General features: G+C 51.9%; 21 protein-coding genes. 18 read left to right on the top strand and 3 right to left on the bottom strand.

Going from position 1 to position 20397, the window contains the following annotated elements:
• The first annotated feature begins 8 nt into the window (after positions 1 to 8).
• The 7 genes from J9253_RS10655 to murB all read left to right on the top strand — a co-directional run bounded on the left by J9253_RS10655 (position 9) and on the right by murB (position 5370).
• Positions 9 to 341 (top strand): hypothetical protein, encoded by a 333-nt coding sequence (locus tag J9253_RS10655; RefSeq protein ID WP_210220997.1) that lies wholly within the window; start codon positions 9 to 11, stop codon positions 339 to 341.
• Positions 314 to 673, top strand: coding sequence for a diacylglycerol kinase (locus J9253_RS10650; RefSeq protein ID WP_210220996.1), 360 nt, complete (start codon positions 314 to 316; stop codon positions 671 to 673). Before J9253_RS10655 ends, J9253_RS10650 begins: the two co-directional genes overlap by 28 nt.
• 157 nt (positions 674 to 830) lie before the next feature.
• On the top strand, positions 831 to 2276 hold the full coding sequence (gene ccoN / locus J9253_RS10645; RefSeq protein ID WP_210220995.1) for a cytochrome-c oxidase, cbb3-type subunit I: 1446 nt from the start codon (positions 831 to 833) through the stop codon (positions 2274 to 2276).
• A 17-nt stretch (positions 2277 to 2293) separates the two neighbouring features.
• A complete protein-coding gene (gene ccoO / locus J9253_RS10640) occupies positions 2294 to 3052 on the top strand; it encodes a cytochrome-c oxidase, cbb3-type subunit II (protein WP_210220994.1) in 759 nt (252 codons plus the stop codon).
• A 48-nt stretch (positions 3053 to 3100) separates the two neighbouring features.
• Complete coding sequence (locus J9253_RS10635) at positions 3101 to 3325, top strand: cbb3-type cytochrome oxidase subunit 3 (protein ID WP_210220993.1); 225 nt, start codon at positions 3101 to 3103, stop codon at positions 3323 to 3325.
• 2 nt (positions 3326 to 3327) lie between these two features.
• Positions 3328 to 4278 carry a cytochrome-c oxidase, cbb3-type subunit III gene (gene ccoP / locus J9253_RS10630; protein ID WP_210220992.1) on the top strand — a complete coding sequence of 317 codons (951 nt, stop codon included), beginning with the start codon at positions 3328 to 3330 and terminating at the stop codon, positions 4276 to 4278.
• Between the two features lie 84 nt (positions 4279 to 4362).
• Entirely contained in the window at positions 4363 to 5370 is a 1008-nt protein-coding gene (gene murB / locus J9253_RS10625) for a UDP-N-acetylmuramate dehydrogenase (protein WP_210220991.1), read from the top strand.
• Here the strand turns inward: murB and J9253_RS10620 are convergent.
• Positions 5339 to 7177, bottom strand: coding sequence for a response regulator (locus J9253_RS10620; protein ID WP_210220990.1), 1839 nt, complete (start codon positions 7175 to 7177; stop codon positions 5339 to 5341). The genes murB and J9253_RS10620 overlap by 32 nt on opposite strands.
• Positions 7164 to 8306, bottom strand: coding sequence for an FIST signal transduction protein (locus tag J9253_RS10615; RefSeq protein ID WP_210220989.1), 1143 nt, complete (start codon positions 8304 to 8306; stop codon positions 7164 to 7166). The genes J9253_RS10620 and J9253_RS10615 overlap by 14 nt, the downstream gene beginning before the upstream one ends.
• 159 nt (positions 8307 to 8465) lie before the next feature.
• On the opposite strand from J9253_RS10615, the gene J9253_RS10610 reads away from it, so the two are divergent.
• Together J9253_RS10610 and ybeY are read left to right on the top strand one after the other, a co-directional pair.
• A complete protein-coding gene (locus J9253_RS10610) occupies positions 8466 to 9476 on the top strand; it encodes a PhoH family protein (protein ID WP_228291350.1) in 1011 nt (336 codons plus the stop codon).
• Positions 9473 to 9952: an rRNA maturation RNase YbeY gene (gene ybeY / locus J9253_RS10605; RefSeq protein ID WP_028488107.1), complete on the top strand. Its 480-nt coding sequence runs from the start codon at positions 9473 to 9475 to the stop codon at positions 9950 to 9952. Before J9253_RS10610 ends, ybeY begins: the two co-directional genes overlap by 4 nt.
• A gap of 48 nt (positions 9953 to 10000) precedes the next feature.
• On the opposite strand, the gene J9253_RS10600 is transcribed toward ybeY, so the two are convergent.
• Positions 10001 to 11152 carry an RNA-guided endonuclease InsQ/TnpB family protein gene (locus J9253_RS10600; RefSeq protein WP_210220988.1) on the bottom strand — a complete coding sequence of 384 codons (1152 nt, stop codon included), beginning with the start codon at positions 11150 to 11152 and terminating at the stop codon, positions 10001 to 10003.
• A gap of 239 nt (positions 11153 to 11391) precedes the next feature.
• On the opposite strand from J9253_RS10600, the gene J9253_RS10595 reads away from it, so the two are divergent.
• From J9253_RS10595 to J9253_RS10555, 9 genes are all read left to right on the top strand, one after another.
• Positions 11392 to 12168 carry an HlyC/CorC family transporter gene (locus J9253_RS10595; protein ID WP_228291349.1) on the top strand — a complete coding sequence of 259 codons (777 nt, stop codon included), beginning with the start codon at positions 11392 to 11394 and terminating at the stop codon, positions 12166 to 12168.
• 34 nt (positions 12169 to 12202) lie between these two features.
• Positions 12203 to 13759 carry an apolipoprotein N-acyltransferase gene (gene lnt, locus J9253_RS10590; protein ID WP_210220986.1) on the top strand — a complete coding sequence of 519 codons (1557 nt, stop codon included), beginning with the start codon at positions 12203 to 12205 and terminating at the stop codon, positions 13757 to 13759.
• A 15-nt stretch (positions 13760 to 13774) separates the two neighbouring features.
• Positions 13775 to 14806 (top strand): amino acid ABC transporter substrate-binding protein, encoded by a 1032-nt coding sequence (locus tag J9253_RS10585; protein WP_210220985.1) that lies wholly within the window; start codon positions 13775 to 13777, stop codon positions 14804 to 14806.
• Positions 14807 to 14815: 9 nt separating this feature from the next.
• Positions 14816 to 15769 (top strand): amino acid ABC transporter permease, encoded by a 954-nt coding sequence (locus tag J9253_RS10580; RefSeq protein ID WP_210220984.1) that lies wholly within the window; start codon positions 14816 to 14818, stop codon positions 15767 to 15769.
• Between the two features lies 1 nt (position 15770).
• Positions 15771 to 16817, top strand: coding sequence for an amino acid ABC transporter permease (locus J9253_RS10575; RefSeq protein ID WP_038140452.1), 1047 nt, complete (start codon positions 15771 to 15773; stop codon positions 16815 to 16817).
• Positions 16817 to 17569, top strand: coding sequence for an amino acid ABC transporter ATP-binding protein (locus J9253_RS10570; RefSeq protein ID WP_456121455.1), 753 nt, complete (start codon positions 16817 to 16819; stop codon positions 17567 to 17569). Before J9253_RS10575 ends, J9253_RS10570 begins: the two co-directional genes overlap by 1 nt.
• 92 nt (positions 17570 to 17661) lie before the next feature.
• Positions 17662 to 18045 carry a DUF6394 family protein gene (locus J9253_RS10565; protein ID WP_210220983.1) on the top strand — a complete coding sequence of 128 codons (384 nt, stop codon included), beginning with the start codon at positions 17662 to 17664 and terminating at the stop codon, positions 18043 to 18045.
• A 15-nt stretch (positions 18046 to 18060) separates the two neighbouring features.
• Entirely contained in the window at positions 18061 to 19749 is a 1689-nt protein-coding gene (locus tag J9253_RS10560) for a potassium channel family protein (protein WP_210220982.1), read from the top strand.
• A 109-nt stretch (positions 19750 to 19858) separates the two neighbouring features.
• On the top strand, positions 19859 to 20392 hold the full coding sequence (locus J9253_RS10555; RefSeq protein ID WP_210220981.1) for a helix-hairpin-helix domain-containing protein: 534 nt from the start codon (positions 19859 to 19861) through the stop codon (positions 20390 to 20392).
• Positions 20393 to 20397 lie beyond the last annotated feature (5 nt).

Raw genomic sequence — 20397 nt, 5'->3', positions numbered from 1 at the left:
GGATTTCCATGCCGCTGCTTGACTGGCTGAATAAGCCCGATTCCCTCCAGACGGCGTGGCGTGTGCCGTACCGCTTGCTCGAAGCTGTGCCGGAACGCGGTTATGGTGAGTTAAAAAATTACACCTTAGCCGCTGCCGCGCTGACCGATAAAATGGTGCAAAGCGTGGGTTTTGACCCGCTGGAAATCCCGCAGCATTTGCAGCACGGTAATCAATACAGCTTGTTTGATGGCAACGCCGAACCCACCGAACCTGCCATCGCGGAAGAGCGCAGCGAATTCACCCTCCCATCTTTTTCAGTAAAGGACGACCAATGGCATACAGTGGTAACACCGGCCTGACCCGCATCATCAGGGCGGGGCAATATTCCTGGCAAGGCTTCCGTGCCGCCTACAAGCATGAGGAAGCCTTCCGACAAGAGGTGTGGGTTTTGTTGGTAGCGGTTCCGTTGGCGTTATGGTTGGGAACGAATGGCGTCGAAAAAGCGCTGATGATTGGCAGCATCCTGTTCTTGCTGGTGGTGGAATTGCTCAATTCAGCCATAGAGGCGGTGGTGGATCGCACCGGCATGGAAAAGCACACACTCGCCGGTCGGGCGAAGGATATGGGGTCAGCCGCTGTCACGGTTGCCATTTTGAATGTTATTATCATTTGGCTGTTCATGCTTTCTTGATCTAGGTCAAAATGCGGGATGGTAATGTGTGTACCTCCCTTACGGTGTGTGGTTTCACACAGTATTAACGTTTTCTTATCTGGTTTTTTACTGTATCCTTACGCCGTTTTACAGCTTCTTTTAATCTTTTCAACTTTTGTTAACCAGAGGGCAAACGATGGCTCACAGTGCTGCACTCTCCTCGGAGCAATACAACTACGACATCGTGAAGAAATTCGCGATAGCCTCAATTATCTGGGGTATTCTCGGCATGACTGCCGGTGTTTATATCGCTTCAGAACTGGCTTGGCCATTTCTGAATTTTGATTTGGCCCAGATCACCTTCGGGCGTTTGCGTCCGCTACACACCAGTGGTGTTATCTTCGGTTTCGGTGGTAATGCACTGTTTGCGACTTCTTACTATGTGGTTCAGCGTACTTGTCAAACCCGTTTGGCAGGTGGCACCTTCTGGCCTAACTTTACCTTCTGGGGTTGGAACCTGTCTGTACTGATTGCTGGCCTGCTGTACTTGCAAGGCTTCACGCAAGCGCGTGAATATGCTGAGCCAGTCTGGTTCGTTGACATCGCTATCGCTGTGGTTTGGGTTGTTTACTTCCTGATCTACACAGTTACCTTGGTCAAGCGTAATCAGCCGCACATCTATGTTGCCAACTGGTTCTACATGTCGTTCATTCTGGCGACAGCGCTGCTGCACATTTTCAATAACTTGGCAGTGCCTATCAGCCTGACGTCACCTGTGTCTTACAGCCTGTTCTCCGGTGCACAAGATGCGATGACACAGTGGTGGTATGGTCACAATGCGGTAGGTTTCTTCCTGACAGCGGCGTTCTTGGGGATGATGTACTACTTCGTGCCTAAGCAGGCGGGTCGTCCGGTTTACTCTTACCGTTTGTCCATCATCCACTTCTGGGCGCTGAGCTTCATGTATATGTGGGTTGGTACTCACCATCTGCACTGGACGGCGATTCCTGACTGGACTTCTACACTGGCGGCGACATTCTCCATCATGCTGTTGATGCCATCTTGGGGTGGTATGATCAACGGCATCATGACGCTTTCCGGCGCATGGGACAAACTGCGTACTGACCCGATCATGATGTTCATGATCACGGCGTTGTCATTCTACGGTATGTCGACCTTTGAAGGCCCGATGATGTCCCTGAAGAGCGTTAACGCCCTGTCACATTACACTGACTGGACCGTGGGTCACGTTCACTCCGGCGCTCTGGGTTGGGTTGCAATGATTACCTTTGCTTCCTTCTATCACATGATCCCGCGTCTGTGGAACACCACCTTGTACAGTATGCAACTGGTTTATACTCACTTCTTCTTGGCAACTATCGGTACTATCCTGTACATCACTGCGTTGTGGGTATCCGGTATCGGTCAAGGTTTAATGCTGCGTGCCTTTGATGAATACGGCAATCTGGCGTACACCTTCGTTGAAACCGTTGCCTTTATGCACGGCCCGCTGGTTGCACGTGCCGTTGGTGGCTTGTTCTTCCTGTCTGGCATGTTGCTCATGGCATACAATATTTACATGACCATCTCGCGTGCAAAGCAGGAATCCAATGTTCCGGCGACTGCTGCGGCTCAGGCATAATCAGGGAGAGTTGAGATATGTTTAAACATGAAAGTATCGAAACCAACTCCGGGATGTTGATTGTCCTGACGTTGGTGGCGATTAGTATCGGTGGTCTAGTTGAAATTGTTCCGTTGCACTATATCAATGGAACCGTGGAAGATGTCAAAGATCCGGCAACCGGTCTTGATTCAGTGCGCCCTTATACGCCACTGGAGCAGCGTGGTCGTGATATTTATCTGCGTGAAGGTTGCTACCTGTGCCATTCGCAGATGATCCGTCCGTTCCGTGATGAAGACCTGCGTTATGGTCACTATTCACTGGCGGCTGAGTCCAAATACGATCACCCCTTTCAATGGGGTTCCAAGCGTACTGGTCCGGATCTGGCGCGTGTAGGTGGTAAATATTCCAACGAATGGCAGGTTCAGCATTTGACTGCACCGCGTTCGGTTGTGCCTGAGTCCATCATGCCTAACTATCCGTGGTTGAAAGTAACCGATCTGGATATGTCTGATCTTAAGGATCGCATGGTTGCTTTGAAGCGGGTAGGCGTGCCTTACTCGCTGACAACGGTGGAATACGAAGCCAATGTGAAGAAATTTGGTGAATCAGTCGCCAAAACGCTCGATATCAACCGTGCTGAAGACAACTTGATGGCTCAAGCGCAAGCAGGCAACTATGATGGCAATCTCGCGAACGTGAGTGAGATGGATGCCTTGGTTGCCTACCTGCAAGTGTTGGGTACGATGGTTGACTTCAAAAAGTTCGATGAAGATTACTTCATCCAATTCCGTTAATTTTCTGTGCCACTGGATAGTGGCTTTTGCTGACAAGGTGAATATCAAATGCTGACAGACTTTTGGACATGGATCATGGATATAGGCAACAGCCAAACCGTGGCCCTGCTTATCTTCTTCAGCGTTTTTGTGGGTATCTTGTTCTATTTGTATGCAAGTGGTAAGCGTGGCGAGAGGCTTGAGTCCTATCGCTACACCCCCTTTCTCGATGAGGACGAGGCTGACAAGCGCGTCAAGGCAGCAGAAGCTTCTCAAGCTAAAGGTGAAAAATAGTTATGGCTAATCCTGTAAAAGACCCATTGACCGGCGCAGAAACTACCGGTCACGTGTGGGATGAAACGCTGCAAGAGTTCAACAATCCACTGCCACGCTGGTGGTTGTGGACATTCTACGGCACCATCCTGTTTACCATTACCTACTGGATCATGTACCCATCATGGCCAATCGGTAAAACCTACCTGAAAGGTATGGGCAACGACATCACGTACAAAACCGATGCGGGTGAAGAAAAATCTACCCATTGGAATATGCGTGCGTTGTTGGCACATGATATGCAAAATGGTACAGAAGCACTCAAGCAACAGGAATACCTCGCTAAGGTTGGCGCGGCTTCCTACGAGCAGATTGCCCAAGATCCTGATATGTCTTCCTTCGTGCGTTCTTACGGCGTGGGCATGTTCGGTGACAACTGTGCCGCTTGCCACCAATCTGGTGGTCAGGGTGTGGTTGGTCAGTACCCGAATCTGGTGGATGATGACTGGTTGTGGGGTGGTGATACTGCCGCGATGGAAACCACTATCCGTGGTGGTCGTCTGGGCTTTATGCCTGCTTACAGCAAAACCTTTGATGCTACCCAAGAGAATCAGGTTGCCAACTATGTGCTAACCCTTTCGGGTGAAGCACCTGTTGATGCAGCAGCGGCAGCAGAAGGCCAGAAAATCTTCCAAGGTGAGACAGGTGGTTGCTACATGTGCCACACCAAGGAAGGCAAGGGGATGCACGCGCAAGGTTCAGCTAACCTGACCGATAAGGTCTGGACGATTGCCAATGTACCAGCAGCAGAAACCCCTGAGGCCAAACTGGAAGCGGTCAAAGCTGTTATCCATAATGGTGTAAAGCGTCAAATGCCAGTGTTTGGTAAAGCGGGTCGTAACCTGTCTGATACCGAAATCAAGGTATTGGTTGCTTACCTGCAACAGATGTCTGGCGGTGCTGGCGCACAGTAAGACAGCCTGTTTTCAGGTATGATGGAGGCCGGACTTGTTCCGGCCTTTTTGCGCCAATAACGCTTTATTCAGACCATCCCCCACATGAAAATTCGCGAACATTATTCCCTGAAAGCCCTGAATACCTTTGGTCTGGATGCCAAAGCCCGTTATTTCTGCACCTTGCACAAACTCAGCGGGGTACGCACGCTGATGGCGTGGCAACAGGAACACCCCGATTTACCGCTGCTATTTCTGGGCGGCGGCAGCAATATGCTGTTCGTAAACGATTACCCCGGCCTCGTGGTACAAGTACGTCTGGAAACTCTGGAAGTGTTGGGACAGGATACTGACTACCATTATGTACGTGCCGGAGCGGGCAATAACTGGCACGAATTTGTCCGTTGGACTATCGACCAGGGCTTTGCCGGACTGGAAAACCTGTCGTTGATTCCCGGAACCGTTGGCGCAGCGCCCATGCAGAATATTGGCGCTTACGGTGTAGAGCTGAAAGATCATGTGTATGAAGTGCAAGCGCTGGATTGGCGCACCGCTGAAATCCGTGATTTTAGTGTAGAGGAATGCCGCTTTGCTTACCGTGACAGCTACTTCAAATCGGTAGAGCCGGAGCGTTGGTTGATTGTAGCCGTGGTGTTCCGCTTACCACGCCAGCCACAATGGAAAACCGATTACGCCGGGGTGCAAGAACAGCTCGACGGTAAGGTTTTGGATGCACGTAGTATCAGCGATGCCATTATCCATATCCGCCAAAGTAAGTTGCCTGACCCTGCCGAGATTGGCAATGCGGGCAGTTTTTTCAAAAATCCGCTGATTTCGGTAGCACAATGGGAAAGTCTTAAGGCGCAATTCCCGGCGATGCCCGGCTGGCCTCAGCAACAGGCTGTGAAAATCTCAGCAGGTTGGCTGATTGACCAATGTGGCTGGAAGGGTCAACGTGAGGGTGATGCAGGCACGCATATCAAGCACGCACTGGTGTTGGTGAACCACGGCAATGCTAGCGGGACAGAACTATGGGCTTTTGCCCAGCGCATTATTGCGTCGGTGCAGGACAAGTTCGGGGTTACGTTGGAGCCTGAGCCACGGGTGCTTTAAGCCATTGCCCGACAATTTTCAGTAACTCGTCTTGCTTGACGGGTTTGGCGAGGTAGTCGTCCATCCCCATTTTCAGGCAGCGTTCCCGATCGCCTTTGAGTGCGTTGGCGGTCATGGCAATCACTGGGGTGTGGTATTTGAGGATGCCGTCTTTTTCCCATTTGCGGATGTAACGGGTGGCGGTGTAGCCATCCATTTCCGGCATATTGATGTCCATCAGTACCAGCTTGTAAGGCTTGCTGCGCATGGCTTTGAGTGCTAGCTTGCCGGTGGTGACGTGATCAACCTGCATGTCGAGCTTTTCCAGCATGGTGACAGCAATCAGTGCGTTGACCGGGTTGTCTTCTGCCAGCAGGATGGCGGGGGGAATGCTGGGAGCTGGCGGTTTCAATACCAGTTCAGGGAAAGGTAGTTTCAAGGCAGTGCTCGGGATGCTGTCAGCACTGTGGCGTCGCAAGGTGTCGGTAAGTACATCCCGCAAGGTGACGGAACGTACTGGCTTGGTGACGGCAGCTTGCACGCCTGCTTGTTGCTGCTTTTCCTGCGAGATGCCATAAGAGGTCAGCATGACAATCGGCGTTTTGTCGTGGCGTGCGTCATTGCGGATGGCTTTTGCTAGGGCGATGCCATCCATTTGTGGCATGAACCAGTCGAGTAGCAGCAAGTCGATGGGGTTGTGTTGGGTGATGGATTCTTCCAGTTTGAGGAGTGCATCGTGCCCGTTGCTGACAATGACAGCTTCCGCTTTCCAGGCTTGTAGGTAGTTTTCCAGAATGCGCCGGTTGGTTTCGTTATCGTCAACCACCATCACGCGGCGGCCTTCCATGTGGTGTGCATGGCCGGGGACGTGGTGGTTGGTGGTGATGGGGACGCGGATTTCAAACCAGAAAGTGCTGCCCTGACCGGGGATGCTGTCAAGGCCAATGCGCCCCCCCATCATTTCGGCGAATTCGCGCACGATAGTCAGACCCAGCCCGGTTCCGCCGTAACGCCGGTTGATGGAGGCGTCGACTTGCACGAAGGATTCAAAGATGCTTTTTTGCATGGCGGGTGGAATACCGATACCAGTATCGCGCACTTCAAAGCGCAGCACAGCCTCTTCCCCATGAATTTCCCGCAGTTCCAGCCCGGTATACACTTCGCCGTGTTCGGTGAACTTGATGGCATTGCCGACCAGATTCATCAGCATTTGTCGCAGGCGGGCGGGGTCGCCTTTGACCCTTTCAGGAATGTCTTCAGGGATGTAGCACTGGACTTCGAGGTTTTTGTCCTGCGCCATGGTCGACATGATGCCGCTGATGTTTTCGACCAGTTCGCGCGGGGAAAACTCGATAATTTCCAGTTCAATGCCGCCTGCCTTGAGCTTGGAGAAGTCGAGGATATTGTTGATGACATCCAGCATGACTTCGCAGGAGGCGTAAGCGGTGTCGATGAAGAGTTTTTGCCGGGAATCCAGCTCGGTATCCTTGACGATTTCCAGCGAACCCAGAATGCCGTGGATAGGGGTGCGTAATTCATGGCTCATATTGGCCATGAAGCGGGTTTTTTGTTCGGACTTGTGCAGGGCATCAATGCGTTGTTCAGTTTCTGCTTTCAGGTCGTCGTAGAGTTTACGCATTTCCTGTGAGGAAACTTCCAGCGAACGTTCCAGCAAGTACTGGGCGTCACTGGTGCCAGAGTAGGACAAATCAATCAGATGCAGAAAGTGTTGCCATTTATTCGGGTCATCCGGCAGACCGTTCTGGAGCAGGTCACTGCGTTTAAGCTGCTTTTGTAAACGGCGATGGAGCGGTTTAACTTCCTTCATACAGTACCGTTAATGTCATGGTTTCGTTGTGTAGGCCACATTGTCCCCCTTCGGCAATAGGTGCCAGTTCACCGAAGGAGTAAAAGCCCAGTTGCTGGCTGCCAGCGGGGAGGTTTTCCAGAGTGGCTTCGAGTTCCTGATCGGTATCATCTGCCATCACCAGCTTACGCCCGGAGCAACTGATGGTAAGTGCCAGTACCGGTTGCTGGGGGGGAAGCCTTTTTGCCAGATTGCGGGCTGCCAGTTCTGCGCCATCGAGCAGGTTGTCGAAACTGCCATACATGAGTTGTGTGTGATAGCCAACCGGGATGTCGGCGATGAATTTCAGGCTATTGTCGGTTTCGTCTATGCTAACGATCGTGCGTACCACGTAATGGTCTTTTGCTTCGTTCCAGATGGCTAGCGGGAAATGCAAGGCTGTTGCTGGCAGGTTATGGGCGTGCTCGCCTAGGTATTCCTTGTAGAGTTCGAGAGCTGGGTGTCCATCAATTTCATACAGGACATTATTGTCTGCACGGGTGATCATGCGTTCTGGGCCAAACGGCTTGAAGCCATCCTGGGCGTGGCTGGCAAACACCAGTTTTTCGCCATAAAAACCAATGCCTATTGCCCGATGCGATGTTGCTTGCCCGTTAAATAATACCCAGGTGCGTTCAAATTGCATTTTGTCGCTGGCTAGCCCACCGACAATGGTGACTTTCTGCTGGTTGATGACGGAGGCTGCACCGTTTATCAGCTCATTACCTTGGGTATTGAGGCCATCGCTGAAGATCATGATGCCTTTCAGGTCGGGTGCATTCAAGTCGTTGGCAATGGCTCTTCCCGCTAAATAAGAGTCTTCCAAGTAATGCAGTTCGGCAGTAGCCAGAGCCAGATAGCTGCTGTGAAAGTGGATGATGCCGACTACCAGGCCATTGTCGATCAAATGTTCATTGAAAATACCCGCCACGGTGGAACAGCCTGCGATGATGGAATGGGCATATTTTTCCTGCAAGGTATCAAAAACTTGTTGGTATTGCTGGTTATCCGGCTCACTGAATACCAGTACCAAAGTTTGTGGGGAATCTATATCGGGCAAAGGTTTGTGCCAACCTGTTGCATGGGTGAAAAAAGTAAGTGTGACTTGCATTGGTGGTCGTTCCCTGCTGCATGGTTGGCAACGTTATATTGTTTTCATTATGCTAAATTGCCTAAAATAATATCATAAGTAAGATTGATAGGCTCTACCATTTGTCGGAATGGTTGAACCTTATTGACGCTGTAGCTATACTTTTAACATTATTCATTCATGGAATTGCACACTTTCTTGACTACCACGACTATTGCTGTAACGGAAAGTGACAGGCACACCGTCCAGTTTGAACTCGAACCTGCGGATACCGAGCGTCTAATGAATCTCTGCGGTCAATTTGACCAGCATTTGCGCCAAATCGAACATCGGCTCGGCATTGAGCTTAGCAATCGCGGTAACCTGTTCCAGATTACTGGAACGGCGCTGACTGTGCCGTTAACGATTAACCTCTTAAAGGACCTCTACCGCGAGGCTGCCGATACGGTGCTTAGCCCGGAAAGCATCCATTTATTTCTTCAAGAAGCCAATCTCGACAAGGTACAAGCCAATACCAGCGATGATGTGCGCATCCGTACCAAACGCGGTTACATCAAGCCCAAGGGGTTGGTGCAAAGCCAATATATCCAGAATATCCGCACCCACGATATTACCTTCGGTATTGGCCCCGCCGGTACAGGCAAAACCTGGCTGGCGGTAGCGTGCGCGGTGGAGGCTTTGGAACGTGATGAAGTACGCCGTTTGGTGTTGGTACGGCCTGCGGTAGAAGCGGGGGAACGCCTCGGCTTCTTGCCCGGCGATCTGTCGCAGAAAATCGACCCGTATTTACGCCCGATGTACGACGCCTTGTATGAAATGATTGGCATCGAAAAGGTCAACAAGCTGATTGAACGCAACGTCATCGAAGTTGCCCCGTTAGCGTATATGCGTGGGCGTACCCTGAATGACGCTTTCATCCTGCTGGACGAAGCCCAAAATACCACCACCGAACAGATGAAAATGTTCCTGACTCGCTTGGGGTTTGGTTCTTCGGCGGTGATCACGGGGGATATTACCCAGATCGACTTGCCGCGCCACCAGACGTCCGGCCTGCGTCAGGCGGCGGATATTCTGGAAGGTGTCAAAGGCATTAGCTTCAACTGGTTCAGTGGGCGTGATGTGGTACGCCACAAACTGGTGCAGAAAATCGTGGAAGCTTACGAAGGGCATGACCGGGAGCTGTTGCGATGAGTTTGCAACTGGATATTCAGAACCCGGAAGATTACCCGAACATTCCCGCAGAAGCTGATTTGCTACGCTGGGCACAAGCCGCATGGCCGGGCGGTGCGGATGCCGAAGCCGGTGTGGTGGTGCGCATTGTCAACGCAGCGGAAAGTCAGGAACTGAACCGAGCTTATCGGGACAAAGATTACCCGACGAATGTGTTGTCCTTCCCCTACGATGAGCCATCTATCCCGGATGAGGAAGATGACGCTGACGATATAGAGTATCTAGGCGATCTCGTCATCTGCTTGCCGGTGATAGAGCGCGAAGCGGCGGAACAAGGCAAAACGCCTACCCAGCATTGGGCGCATTTGTTGATACATGGTTTGTTGCATTTACAAGGTTATGACCATATAACGGATGCCGAAGCTGAAGAGATGGAAGGTTTGGAAACCGACATCCTCGGCAAACTTGGCTTTCCTGACCCTTATCACTCACCCTAAGAGGAAAATTGACTTCCTCCCCTCCCTAAAGGAAAGGGAATTCCTAATTCACCGAGAACAGGACAAGGACACCGAAATGCCATCACCGCTAACATTCTCTCCAAAGGCTAACACCGCCAGTCCGGCGGCTAAAATGTTACGTGCTGCATTCACGTCACGGTCATGGGTTGCGCCACATTCGGGGCACTCCCAAGACCGCACATCCAGCGGCATGTTTGCTTTCACGAAACCGCAGCCGTTACAGCGCTTGCTGGAAGGGAAGAAACGGTCGATTTCGACATACGTCCTGCCTGCCCAGTGGGCTTTGTATTCAAGCTGGCGGGTGAATTCCCCCCAACTCGCATCGGCAATGTGCTTGGCTAATGTTGGGTGTTTAATCATGTTTTTCACGGCGAGGTTTTCAGCGCAAACCACTTGGTTCTCGTTAATCAGTTTGCGGGACAGCTTGTGCAAGTTGTCCGACCGGCAATCGGAAATCTTCGCGTGAACACGGGCAACGTTGCGTTTAGCTTTCAGCCGATTCTTGCTGCCGCGTTTTTTCTTGGCAAGACGGCGTTGGTACTTCGCCAGTTTAGCCGCGTGTTGGGCGGTGTGGCGGGGATTACCGGACTTGAAGCCGTCGCTAGTGACGAACAAATCCTTGATGCCCACGTCAATGCCAGCCTTTTTGTTGGTGACGGGCAACAGCGTGGATTCAAATTCACACAAGCAGGACACGAAGTAGCGTCCGGCCTGATCTTTGGAAACAGTAACGGTGGTCGGGGCAGCAGGAAGTGGCTGGCTCCATCGAATGTTCAGCTGCGCAGCGCACTTCGCCAGCTTCAATTCACCGTTGCGGTATGTAAAAGCACGGTAAGTAAATTCTGCCGACTGGCGATGCTTTTTGGATTTAAAAACAGGGTATTTTGCCCGGCCTTCAAAGAAATTCTTGAATGCCGATTGTTGGTTCCGCAAGCATTGTTGCAGCGGAACACTGGAAACGTCGTTCAGAAAAAGCAGTTCGGGCAGCTTCTTGATGGCTGTCAACCGCGCATTAGCACCCAGGTAACTGACCTTTTCCTGAGTCTGATCGTAAGCATCGATGCGGTAACGCAAGATGCTGTTGTACACGTAACGCACACAACCAAACGTCTGCGCCAGCAACTTTTCTTGTTGCAGGTCTGGGTAAAACCGGAATTTGTAGGCGCGTTTCGTTGGCATGACTCACAGTGTAGTCCATGCCGTGTTCGTTGTGCCTGTTTAACCAAAATAGCGTAAACGAAAAGAGGAGCGAGAACAGGGTCGGCTCCGCCGACGCGCTATCCCTCCCCGACCTGAAGGACGGGGTATCTCGCGCAAGATGGATGAAAACTGACATAGGTGACTCGCGACCTCGACCGCGATGGAAACAATGGTTAATAAAACAACTCGACCTCACTTCCCAATGCACGGAAGATTTGATGGAAGATTTACAACGGGCTAATGAAAAAAATCTGCTGCCAGGGGAAATGGCAGGAATGCTACAAGGGGTGCTGGAGTTTGGTGCGCTGCAAGTACGCGACATCATGGTTCCCCGTTCCCAAATCAACTTCATTTACCATGAAGACAATTTCACCCAAATTCTTGCCCGCATTGCACAAACTGAGCATTCACGTTATCCGGTGGTGGATGAAGACCGTGATGATTTGGTCGGCGTGCTGTTGGCGAAGGATTTGCTCAAATACAGTGGGCGTGAAAGCGAGTTCCAGATCGACGACATTATCCGCCCTGCGCTGATCGTGCCGGAGAGCCAACGCCTGAACCGCTTGCTGACCGAATTCCGCAGAACCCGTAATCACATGGCTGTGGTCATTGACGAGTACTCCGGCATTTCCGGGCTGGTAACGTTCGAGGATGTGCTGGAACAAATTGTCGGCGACATCGACGACGAGCACGATGATAAGGAAGATGTTTCCAGCAATATCGTGCCGCAGGGGGACGGGCGTTTTATCGTCGAGGCCATGACCCCGATTGATGAGTTCAATAGCATTCTCGGTACCACCTTTGACACCAATGAGTTCGATACCATCGCAGGGATCATTATCCATGAGCTGGGTAAAATTCCGCGTCAGGGTGATGAGCTGGTGTTGGATGGCTGGCTATTCCGGGTATTGAGCAGTGACTCCCGCCGCATTCTGTTGCTGGAAGTGCTGCCTAACATTGATTGTCATATCTCGGAACAGACGCCTGCGTTATAATCCCGACAGTTTTTTTGGTTGGAATATTAACACTATGCTGTCTTTTCGCGATTCTAGTGAATCCCTCTCGAAACTGGATTACCTGCTGGCTTTGCTGGCAGGTTCATCCATGGCTTTGGCATTTGCGCCCATTGAATGGTTGCCGTTTGCCTGGCTTGCTCCAGCCGTATTCTTTTGGTTGAACCTGAAAGCCATGCCGTTGAAACAACGTTTGCGTTTGGCGTGGGTGTTCGGGATTGGGTTGTTTGCCGGAGGGGCGCACTGGATTTACGTTAGCATCCACTTCTTTGGTGGTGCGAATACCGCGATTGCGGTGCTAATGGTGACGATTTTTGTGGTCATTATGGCGCTGTTCCTGATGGTTTTTGGCTGGCTGGCGTCGTATACCGCGTCTGTTTCCTTGGCGATGCGTTTATTGGTGGCTTATCCGGCGATTTGGGTATTGACCGAATGGTTTCGTGGCTGGTTTTTGACAGGTTTTCCGTGGCTGCAACTGGGGACTACCCAGATTGATACGTGGTTGGCACATTACGCGCCAGTAACGGGCGTGCTGGGGGTTAGCTGGCTGGTGGCACTAGGTGCGGGTGCGCTGGTGTTGCTGGTGGTGGGCACATCGCGCGAGCGGATAATCGCGCTGTCGTTGACCGTTGTCACCGTTGCAGGTGGTTTCGGCCTAGGACAAATCCGCTGGACGCAACCTGCCGGAGAGCCGCTGTATATCAGTATGTTGCAGGGGAATGTGGATCAACTCACCAAGTGGTCGCCCGAATTTCGCACTGACAATATTCAGGCGTATCTGGATTTGATGGATGGCGATAAATATCCCAATGTGGAATCTTCACACTTGGTGATTTGGCCGGAAACGGCATTGTCAGATTATTTCCCGCTATCGCTGGATGTCATGCTGCCGCTGCAACAGTGGGCACGCGATGCGAAAGCCGATTTATTGGTCGGCGGTTTCCATGTCAACCGTGATACCGAAGCGGTTTACAACGCAGTGATGGCGGTGGGTGGCGATCGTGACGTGGAAACGTCGATCAATACCGGCGAAAACGTGTATGCCAAGCAGCATTTGGTACCGTTCAGTGAATACATTCCGTTTCTGAAACACTTGAGTTTTCTGGAAAGCATTATCAAGCTACCGTCTGATAATGTGACGCCGTGGCATGGTACTAATACTCTGAACGTCGCAGGCCAGCCGATGCGTATATCAGTTTGCTACGAAGATGCGTATGCGGAAGAAATGATTGCCGGGTTGCCTGCCGCGACCATGCTGGTGAATGTCAGCAATGACGGCTGGTTCACCGGGTCTATCGAGCCTGCCCAACACGCCGAAATTGCGCGGATGCGGGCGCTGGAAACCGGGCGTTACCTGCTGCGTGCCACCAATAACGGGGTAAGCGCGATTATTGATGAAAAGGGCAAAGTGACGGCTACCGCCGAGCCACAGGTTGCGACAGTCATCAGCGGTTATGCTACCCCCATGCAGGGTGCAACGCCGTATGTACGTGTGGGTAACTGGCTGATTATTCCATTAATGTTTATACTGTTGGGGCTTCCAGTGCTGCTGAGACGCGTCCAGTTCAATTAACAAAAAGGAATACCCATGTTAAAAAGCACCCTTTCTCGCACCATCGCAGGCGTTGCCCTGTGCGCCACCGCTGTCGTTAGTCTGCCTGCTCATGCGGGGAAAACGCTCGATGCCATCAAATCACGCGATCAATTAGTGTGTGGTGTTAACGTCGCGCTGGCAGGCTTTTCCTCTGCCGATAGCGAAGGCAAGTGGAGCGGTATGGATGTGGACTATTGCAAAGCGCTTGCCGCTTCCATCCTCGGCGATGCCAATAAAGTGAAATACGTGCCGCTGAATGCGCAACAACGTTTCACCGCACTGCAATCTGGCGAAATCGACATCCTTTCTCGTAATACCACTTGGACACTGACCCGCGATGCTTCACTGGGTGCAAACTTTGTCGGTGTCATGTATTACGACGGTCAAGGCTTTATGGTGAAAAAGGAACTGAAAATCGCCAGCGCCAAAGAACTCAATGGCGCGACCGTGTGTACCCAGTCGGGCACGACGACCGAAAAGAACCTGAGTGATTTCGCCCGCGTCAACAAGCTGGACATCAAACCCCTGGTCTTTGAAAAGAACGAAGCAGCCACCGGTGCTTACCAGAGTGGGCGTTGCCAAGCCTACACCACCGATGCTTCCGGTCTGGCCGCAGAGCGTTCCATCTCCAAGAGTCCCGATGAGCACATGATCCTGCCGGAGATCATTTCCAAGGAACCGCTGGGGCCGTTGGTACGCCGTGGCGATGACGAGTTTTTTGCCATTTCCAAATGGGTGTTGAATGCACTGCTGGAAGGCGATGAATACGGCTTGACCCAAGCCAATCTGGATGAGATGAAATCCAGTGATGACCCCAATATCCAGCGCATCCTCGGTACGGATGAAGATATGGGTAAATTGCTCGGGTTAGACAAGGAATGGGCTTACCGCGCACTCAAAGCGACTGGCAATTACGGTGAAATCTTCGAGCGCAACGTCGGTAAGGATTCCCCCTTGAAGCTGGAGCGGGGTTTGAACCAACCGTGGAATAAGGGTGGGATTATGTACGCACCACCGATCCGTTAAAAGGTGATTATGGCATTTTGGCGTAACCAAAAAACACGCGGCTGGCTGTATCAGCTTGCCGCCTTGTTGGTGGTGGCGGCCTGTATCGTCTGGCTGGCAGACAACACGCTGGAAAACATGCGTAATCGTGGCATCAAAAGCGGTTTTGACTTTCTGTCAGAGCCTGCCGGGTTTGCTATTAGCGAAAGCCTGTTTGGCTTCCAATCCACCGATAGTTACTGGCGAGCTTTCCTTGCTGGCTTGGGCAATACCCTGAAAGTTGCCATTGTTGGCATTATCCTTACCACTATCCTTGGCGTATTGCTGGGGGTAGGGCGGTTTTCCCACAATATCTTGATCCGTGGCTTATGCCTGACGTATGTGGAAGTGTTCCGCAATGTCCCACTGTTGCTGCAATTGTTGATGTGGTATCTGGTGTGCGTGGAATGGTTGCCCAATGTGCGCGAAGCGGAGCCGTTTCTGGGGATTTACCTGACCAAGGCGGGGCTGGCGTTGCCGTGGTTTGGGGATGTGCCGGTCAAGGCGGGTTTCGGGATCAAGGGCGGGGTGAATCTGTCACCGGAGTTTTTCGCCTTATTGCTGGGGCTGACGATTTACACCGCGTCGTATATTGCGGAAATTGTGCGCAGCGGCATTGCGTCTGTGCCGCGTGGGCAGCGTGAGGCGGCGCTGGCGCTGGGTTTGAGCCGTGGGCAAACCATGCGTCTAATCCAGTTGCCGCAAGCCTTGCGGGTGATTATTCCGCCGCTGACCAATCAGTATTTAAATCTGACCAAGAACTCGTCGCTAGCAGTGGCGGTGGGCTACCCTGAATTGGTGTCGATTGCGAATACCTCGCTCAATCAGACCGGGCGGGCGGTGGAGTGCATTGCGGTAATCATGGCGGTTTATTTGACGCTTTCCTTGCTGACATCGGCCTTCATGGGTTGGTACAACCGCCGTTCGGCTATCAAGGAGCGTTGAGATGGTCACTTGGTTACGTGCCAATCTGTTCAATAACGTTTTCAACAGCGCCATCACCGTATTGCTGGGGACGTTGTTACTCTATGTGCTGTCGCAGGTGTGGGGTTGGGGAATCAGCCATGCGGTGTGGGTGGCGGATGCCGAGCAATGCAACACGGCGCGTGGCGCTGGTGCTTGCTGGGGCGTGGTGGCGGAAAAATACCGCATTATCATTTTCGGGCGTTACCCGTTTGAAGCGCAATGGCGTCCGCTGCTAGCAACCCTGTTGTTGATGGCTTTGTTGCTGGCAAGCTGTGTGCGGTTGTTTTGGAAACCGTGGTTAGCAGCGTTGTGGGTTGGCGTACTGGTTGTGTTTTTCATCCTGATGCACGGTGGTGTGTTGGGGTTGGCAACGGTGACAACCGACCAGTGGGGCGGTTTGCCCTTGACCATTTTGTTGGCATCCTTGTCGGTAGTGGGCGCGTTTCCGCTGGCGGTGTTACTGGCGTTGGGGCGTATGTCTGACCTACCGGTGATCCGTTCACTGTGTACGGTTTACGTGGAACTGATCCGGGGTGTACCGCTGATTTCGGTGCTGTTCATGGCCTCGTTCCTGTTCCCGCTGTTCATGCCTGTGGGTACGTCGATTGATGTGTTGCTGCGGGTATTGGTGGCGATGATCCTGTTTGCGGGGGCGTATCTGGCGGAAGTGATCCGGGGTGGTTTGCAGGCGATTCCACGTGGGCAATACGAGGCGGCGGCATCTTTGGGGCTGACGTATTGGCAGATGCAAGGCAAGATTATCCTGCCGCAAGCTTTGGCAACCGTGGTGCCGGGGATCATGAATAACTTCATTTCCACCTTCAAGGATACCTCGTTGGTGACGATCGTGAGCTTGTATGAACTCACCGGCTCGCTGGATCTGGCGGTTAACAGCGATCCCGACTGGTTGCCGTACAAGCTGGAAGGTTATCTGTTTATCGCCGCCATTTATTTCGTGTTCTGTTTCAGTTTGTCGCGCTACAGCCAGTGGGTGGAGCGGCAGGTGAGCCGGGGGAAAGTGCATTAATGTCTAACAATCAAGCTGACTACATGATCGAATTCGCCAAGGTCAACAAATGGTACGGTCACTTCCACGTGCTACGTGACATCGACTTGCAAGTGCGTCGAGGTGAACGCATCGTCATTTGTGGCCCTTCCGGTTCTGGCAAATCGACCCTGATTCGCTGCATTAATCGCCTTGAAAGTCACCAAAAAGGCAAGTTAACGGTAGATAGTCTGGAACTCAGCGATGACGTGAAAGTGCTACACGAAGTCCGCCGCAAGGTCGGCATGGTGTTCCAACAATTCAATCTGTTCCCGCATTTGACTGTGCTGGAAAATCTCACCCTCGCGCCGATTCAGGTCAATAAACTGTCCAAAGCCGAGGCGGAAGAACGTGCGATGGAACAATTGCAGCGGGTACAAATTGCCGAACAGGCGCACAAATACCCTTTGCAATTATCTGGTGGGCAGCAACAGCGCGTTGCCATTGCGCGTACCTTGTGCCTGACCCCGCAAGTCCTGCTGTTCGACGAACCGACTTCCGCGCTCGACCCGGAAATGATCAAGGAAGTGCTGGATGTCATGACCGAACTGGCGGAGCAGGGCATTACCATGCTGTGTGTGACCCACGAAATGGGTTTCGCCAAATCGGTGGCTGACCGGGTGATCTTCATGGATCAGGGGCAGATTGTGGAAGAAAACAACCCGCACGATTTCTTCAACCGCCCGCGCAATGAGCGTACCCAGGCATTTTTGGCGAAGATACTGACGCACTGAGGCTTTACCCAAGGCACGGGGTAACACAGAGTTCTCAGCAAGTGGCATTCTGCTGTGCTATGTTTGCTGGAAAGTTTCCACCAGAGGTTTTCATGAACGCAGAAAAGGTCGTTTTTGGTTTCTTTATTGTATTGGCGCTGACCCTCAACTTCGGGTTTTTCCTCGGTGATATTGATAGTCTGGCGCACCATAATGTTTATGAGTTGTTTGCTGCCCTTGTGGTTAGTCTGATTGCGACGGTGCTGAAATTCGGTGACAGAACCCATTTGGGCGCTATTTTTCTGGCTACCAGTTTGGTGGCCGATTTGCAGTTGATTATTGCAGCCTTTATCTGGGGCTATGCGGCACATGTGAGTGCGGCAGGTTTGGATGAGGAAGCAGCGGTTGCCATCGTGTCGTTTTCCGGCGGTGCATTGCTGGCGAACATCGTTTCGGTGGTGTTGCTGGTGGCAGAAACCATGACGGTACGCCGCTAACCGAAGGGGTGGCCTGTGCCTGATATTTTCTATGTGCTGTTGCGGCGGATGCGCACCCCGTTGGTGGTGCTGATCCTGATGTATGCGGTGTCGGTGTTGGGGTTTACCTTGATTCCGGGGCAGGATGCAGAAGGGAAGCCGTGGCATATGTCGTTTTTCCACGCGCTGTATCTGGTGAGTTATACCGCGACAACCATTGGTTTTGGGGAAATTCCTTACGCCTTTACTGAGGGTCAGCGCCTGTGGATGATGTTCGTGGTACATCTTACCGTGATTGGCTGGTTGTACAGCATCGGCTCGCTGCTGGGGGTATTGCAAGACCCGGCTTTTCGCAAATTACGCGTTGAATATGTGTTCCAGCGCAGTGTGAAAAGCTTGCGTACCCCGTTTTATCTGGTGTGCGGCTATGGTGATACGGGTGGCATCCTGATCAAGGCACTGGCTGATGAGGGCATCAAGGCGGTGGTGGTTGACAGGAATGAAAACCGTATCAACGAGTTGGAACTCAGCGACTACATTCGCCGTCCGTTGGGTTTGCTGGGGAATGCTGCCAAGCCTGCGGTGCTGGAAATGGCGGGCATTACCAATAGCTATTGCATTGGCGTGATCGCCTTGACCGATTCCGACCAGACCAACCTGATGGTGGCATTGACGGCGCACTTGCTTAACCCTGACTTGCGGGTGCTGGCGCGGGTGGAATCGCCCGAGCTTGAGGCCAATATCCGTTCCTTTGGCACAAACGAAGTCATTAATCCGTTTGAAACGTTTGCCGGGCGTTTGGCAATGGCCATCCATTCACCCGGCATGTATACGCTGTTTACCTGGATGACCGGCGTTCCGCATGAGGCATTGCGTGAACCGCTGTTTCCGGGGCAGGGCTTGTGGATCATTGCGGGTTACGGGCGTTTTGGCAAGGCATTGCACAGCAGGCTACAAGGTGCTGGCATTCCTGTTCAAGTGATCGAGCCTGACCCGCAACGTACCCATGCGCCGCCGGGAACCATTGCTGGTCAAGGCACTGAGGCGAACACTTTGCTGGAAGCGGGTTTGCGCAAAGCGGTAGGGATTGTGGCTGGCACGAATAACGATGCTGATAACCTTTCCATTCTGATGACGGCTCAGGAACTGATGCCGGATATTTTCAGGGTCGCCCGCCAAAACCAACGGGATAACGGTATTATTTTCGATAAGGCTGATTTCAACCTGATCATGAAACGCGGTGATGTGATTGCCCATAAGATTTTTGCCCTGCTGCGTACCCCGCTGATCAGCGACTTTCTGGAGGCTATTCGGGGGAATGATGATGACTGGGCAAATCTGCTGGTCAGCCGGATTCTGGGCGTTACCACCGATGAAGTACCGTATTTATGGGAAATCAAAATCAATAAAGCCCGTACCCCTGCTTTGTACAAAAGTTGTTTGATGCAAACCGTCACTTTGCACCATATCTTGTGTGATCCGCGCGAACGTGAACACTTGTTACCCGCCATTCCCTTATTGCTCAAACGCAAGGGCAAGGTGACTGTGTTGCCAGAAACGGATACGCATCTGGAAGTCAGTGACCGTGTATTGATGTGCGCTTCTTACCCCATCAGCCATGATATGCAGTGGGCTACCCAGAATGAAAATGTCCTGCACTACTTATTGACCGGGCAGGAAACCTCTGGTGGGGATATTTGGCGGCGATTATTACGAAATCGTTAAAATGATCAAAATACAATCAATTTTGTCATCATGTTTGGGAAAGGCTAATGTTAAAATTTTGTGACACAAGAATCCCTCCCATGTAACAAGATCATAAGGAAAACCAACAATGGAACTAGAAGTTGCTGCCGTCAAATATGTAGGCCCTGCCACCGTCAAACGTCTGGCAGAACATGGTATTACCACCGTGGAACAATTAGCGGAAATGTCGGTAGAAGCACTCACTGCTTTACCCGGTATTGGTGAAAACACTGCCCCACTCATCATTGCCAGTGCTCAGGAAACCTTTGCTCGCCCCCCCCAAGAAGATGCCGTTGCCGAAGTGGTGCTTGTCGATGAAGTAGCCCCGACCGAAGTGACAGCAAGCAATGTACTGTCCATTGATGAAGCGGCTATTGAAGTGGTACTGGTGGCAGCACTTGAGCTGGGGATTTCAGATAGAATCTTGAAAAAACAGGCAAAAAAAGAGGGAAAGGCAAGAAAATCTGCCAAGAAAGCCGAAAAAGCCCTAAAGAAAGCAACGAAAAAAATTGCCAAAAAAGCTGAGCAAGAAGCCAAAGCAGAAGAAAAAGCTGTACGTAAAGCTGAGAAAAAAGCCGCGAAACATGCCAAGAAAGACACCAAGAAAGCCAAGAAGAAATAGGGACT

The sequence above is a fragment of the Thiothrix litoralis genome (assembly GCF_017901135.1).
In the GTDB taxonomy this organism is placed as follows: domain Bacteria; phylum Pseudomonadota; class Gammaproteobacteria; order Thiotrichales; family Thiotrichaceae; genus Thiothrix; species Thiothrix litoralis.
The sequence above is the reverse complement of the archived record's forward strand: the minus strand, read 5'-3'. Positions and strand labels throughout refer to the sequence as shown.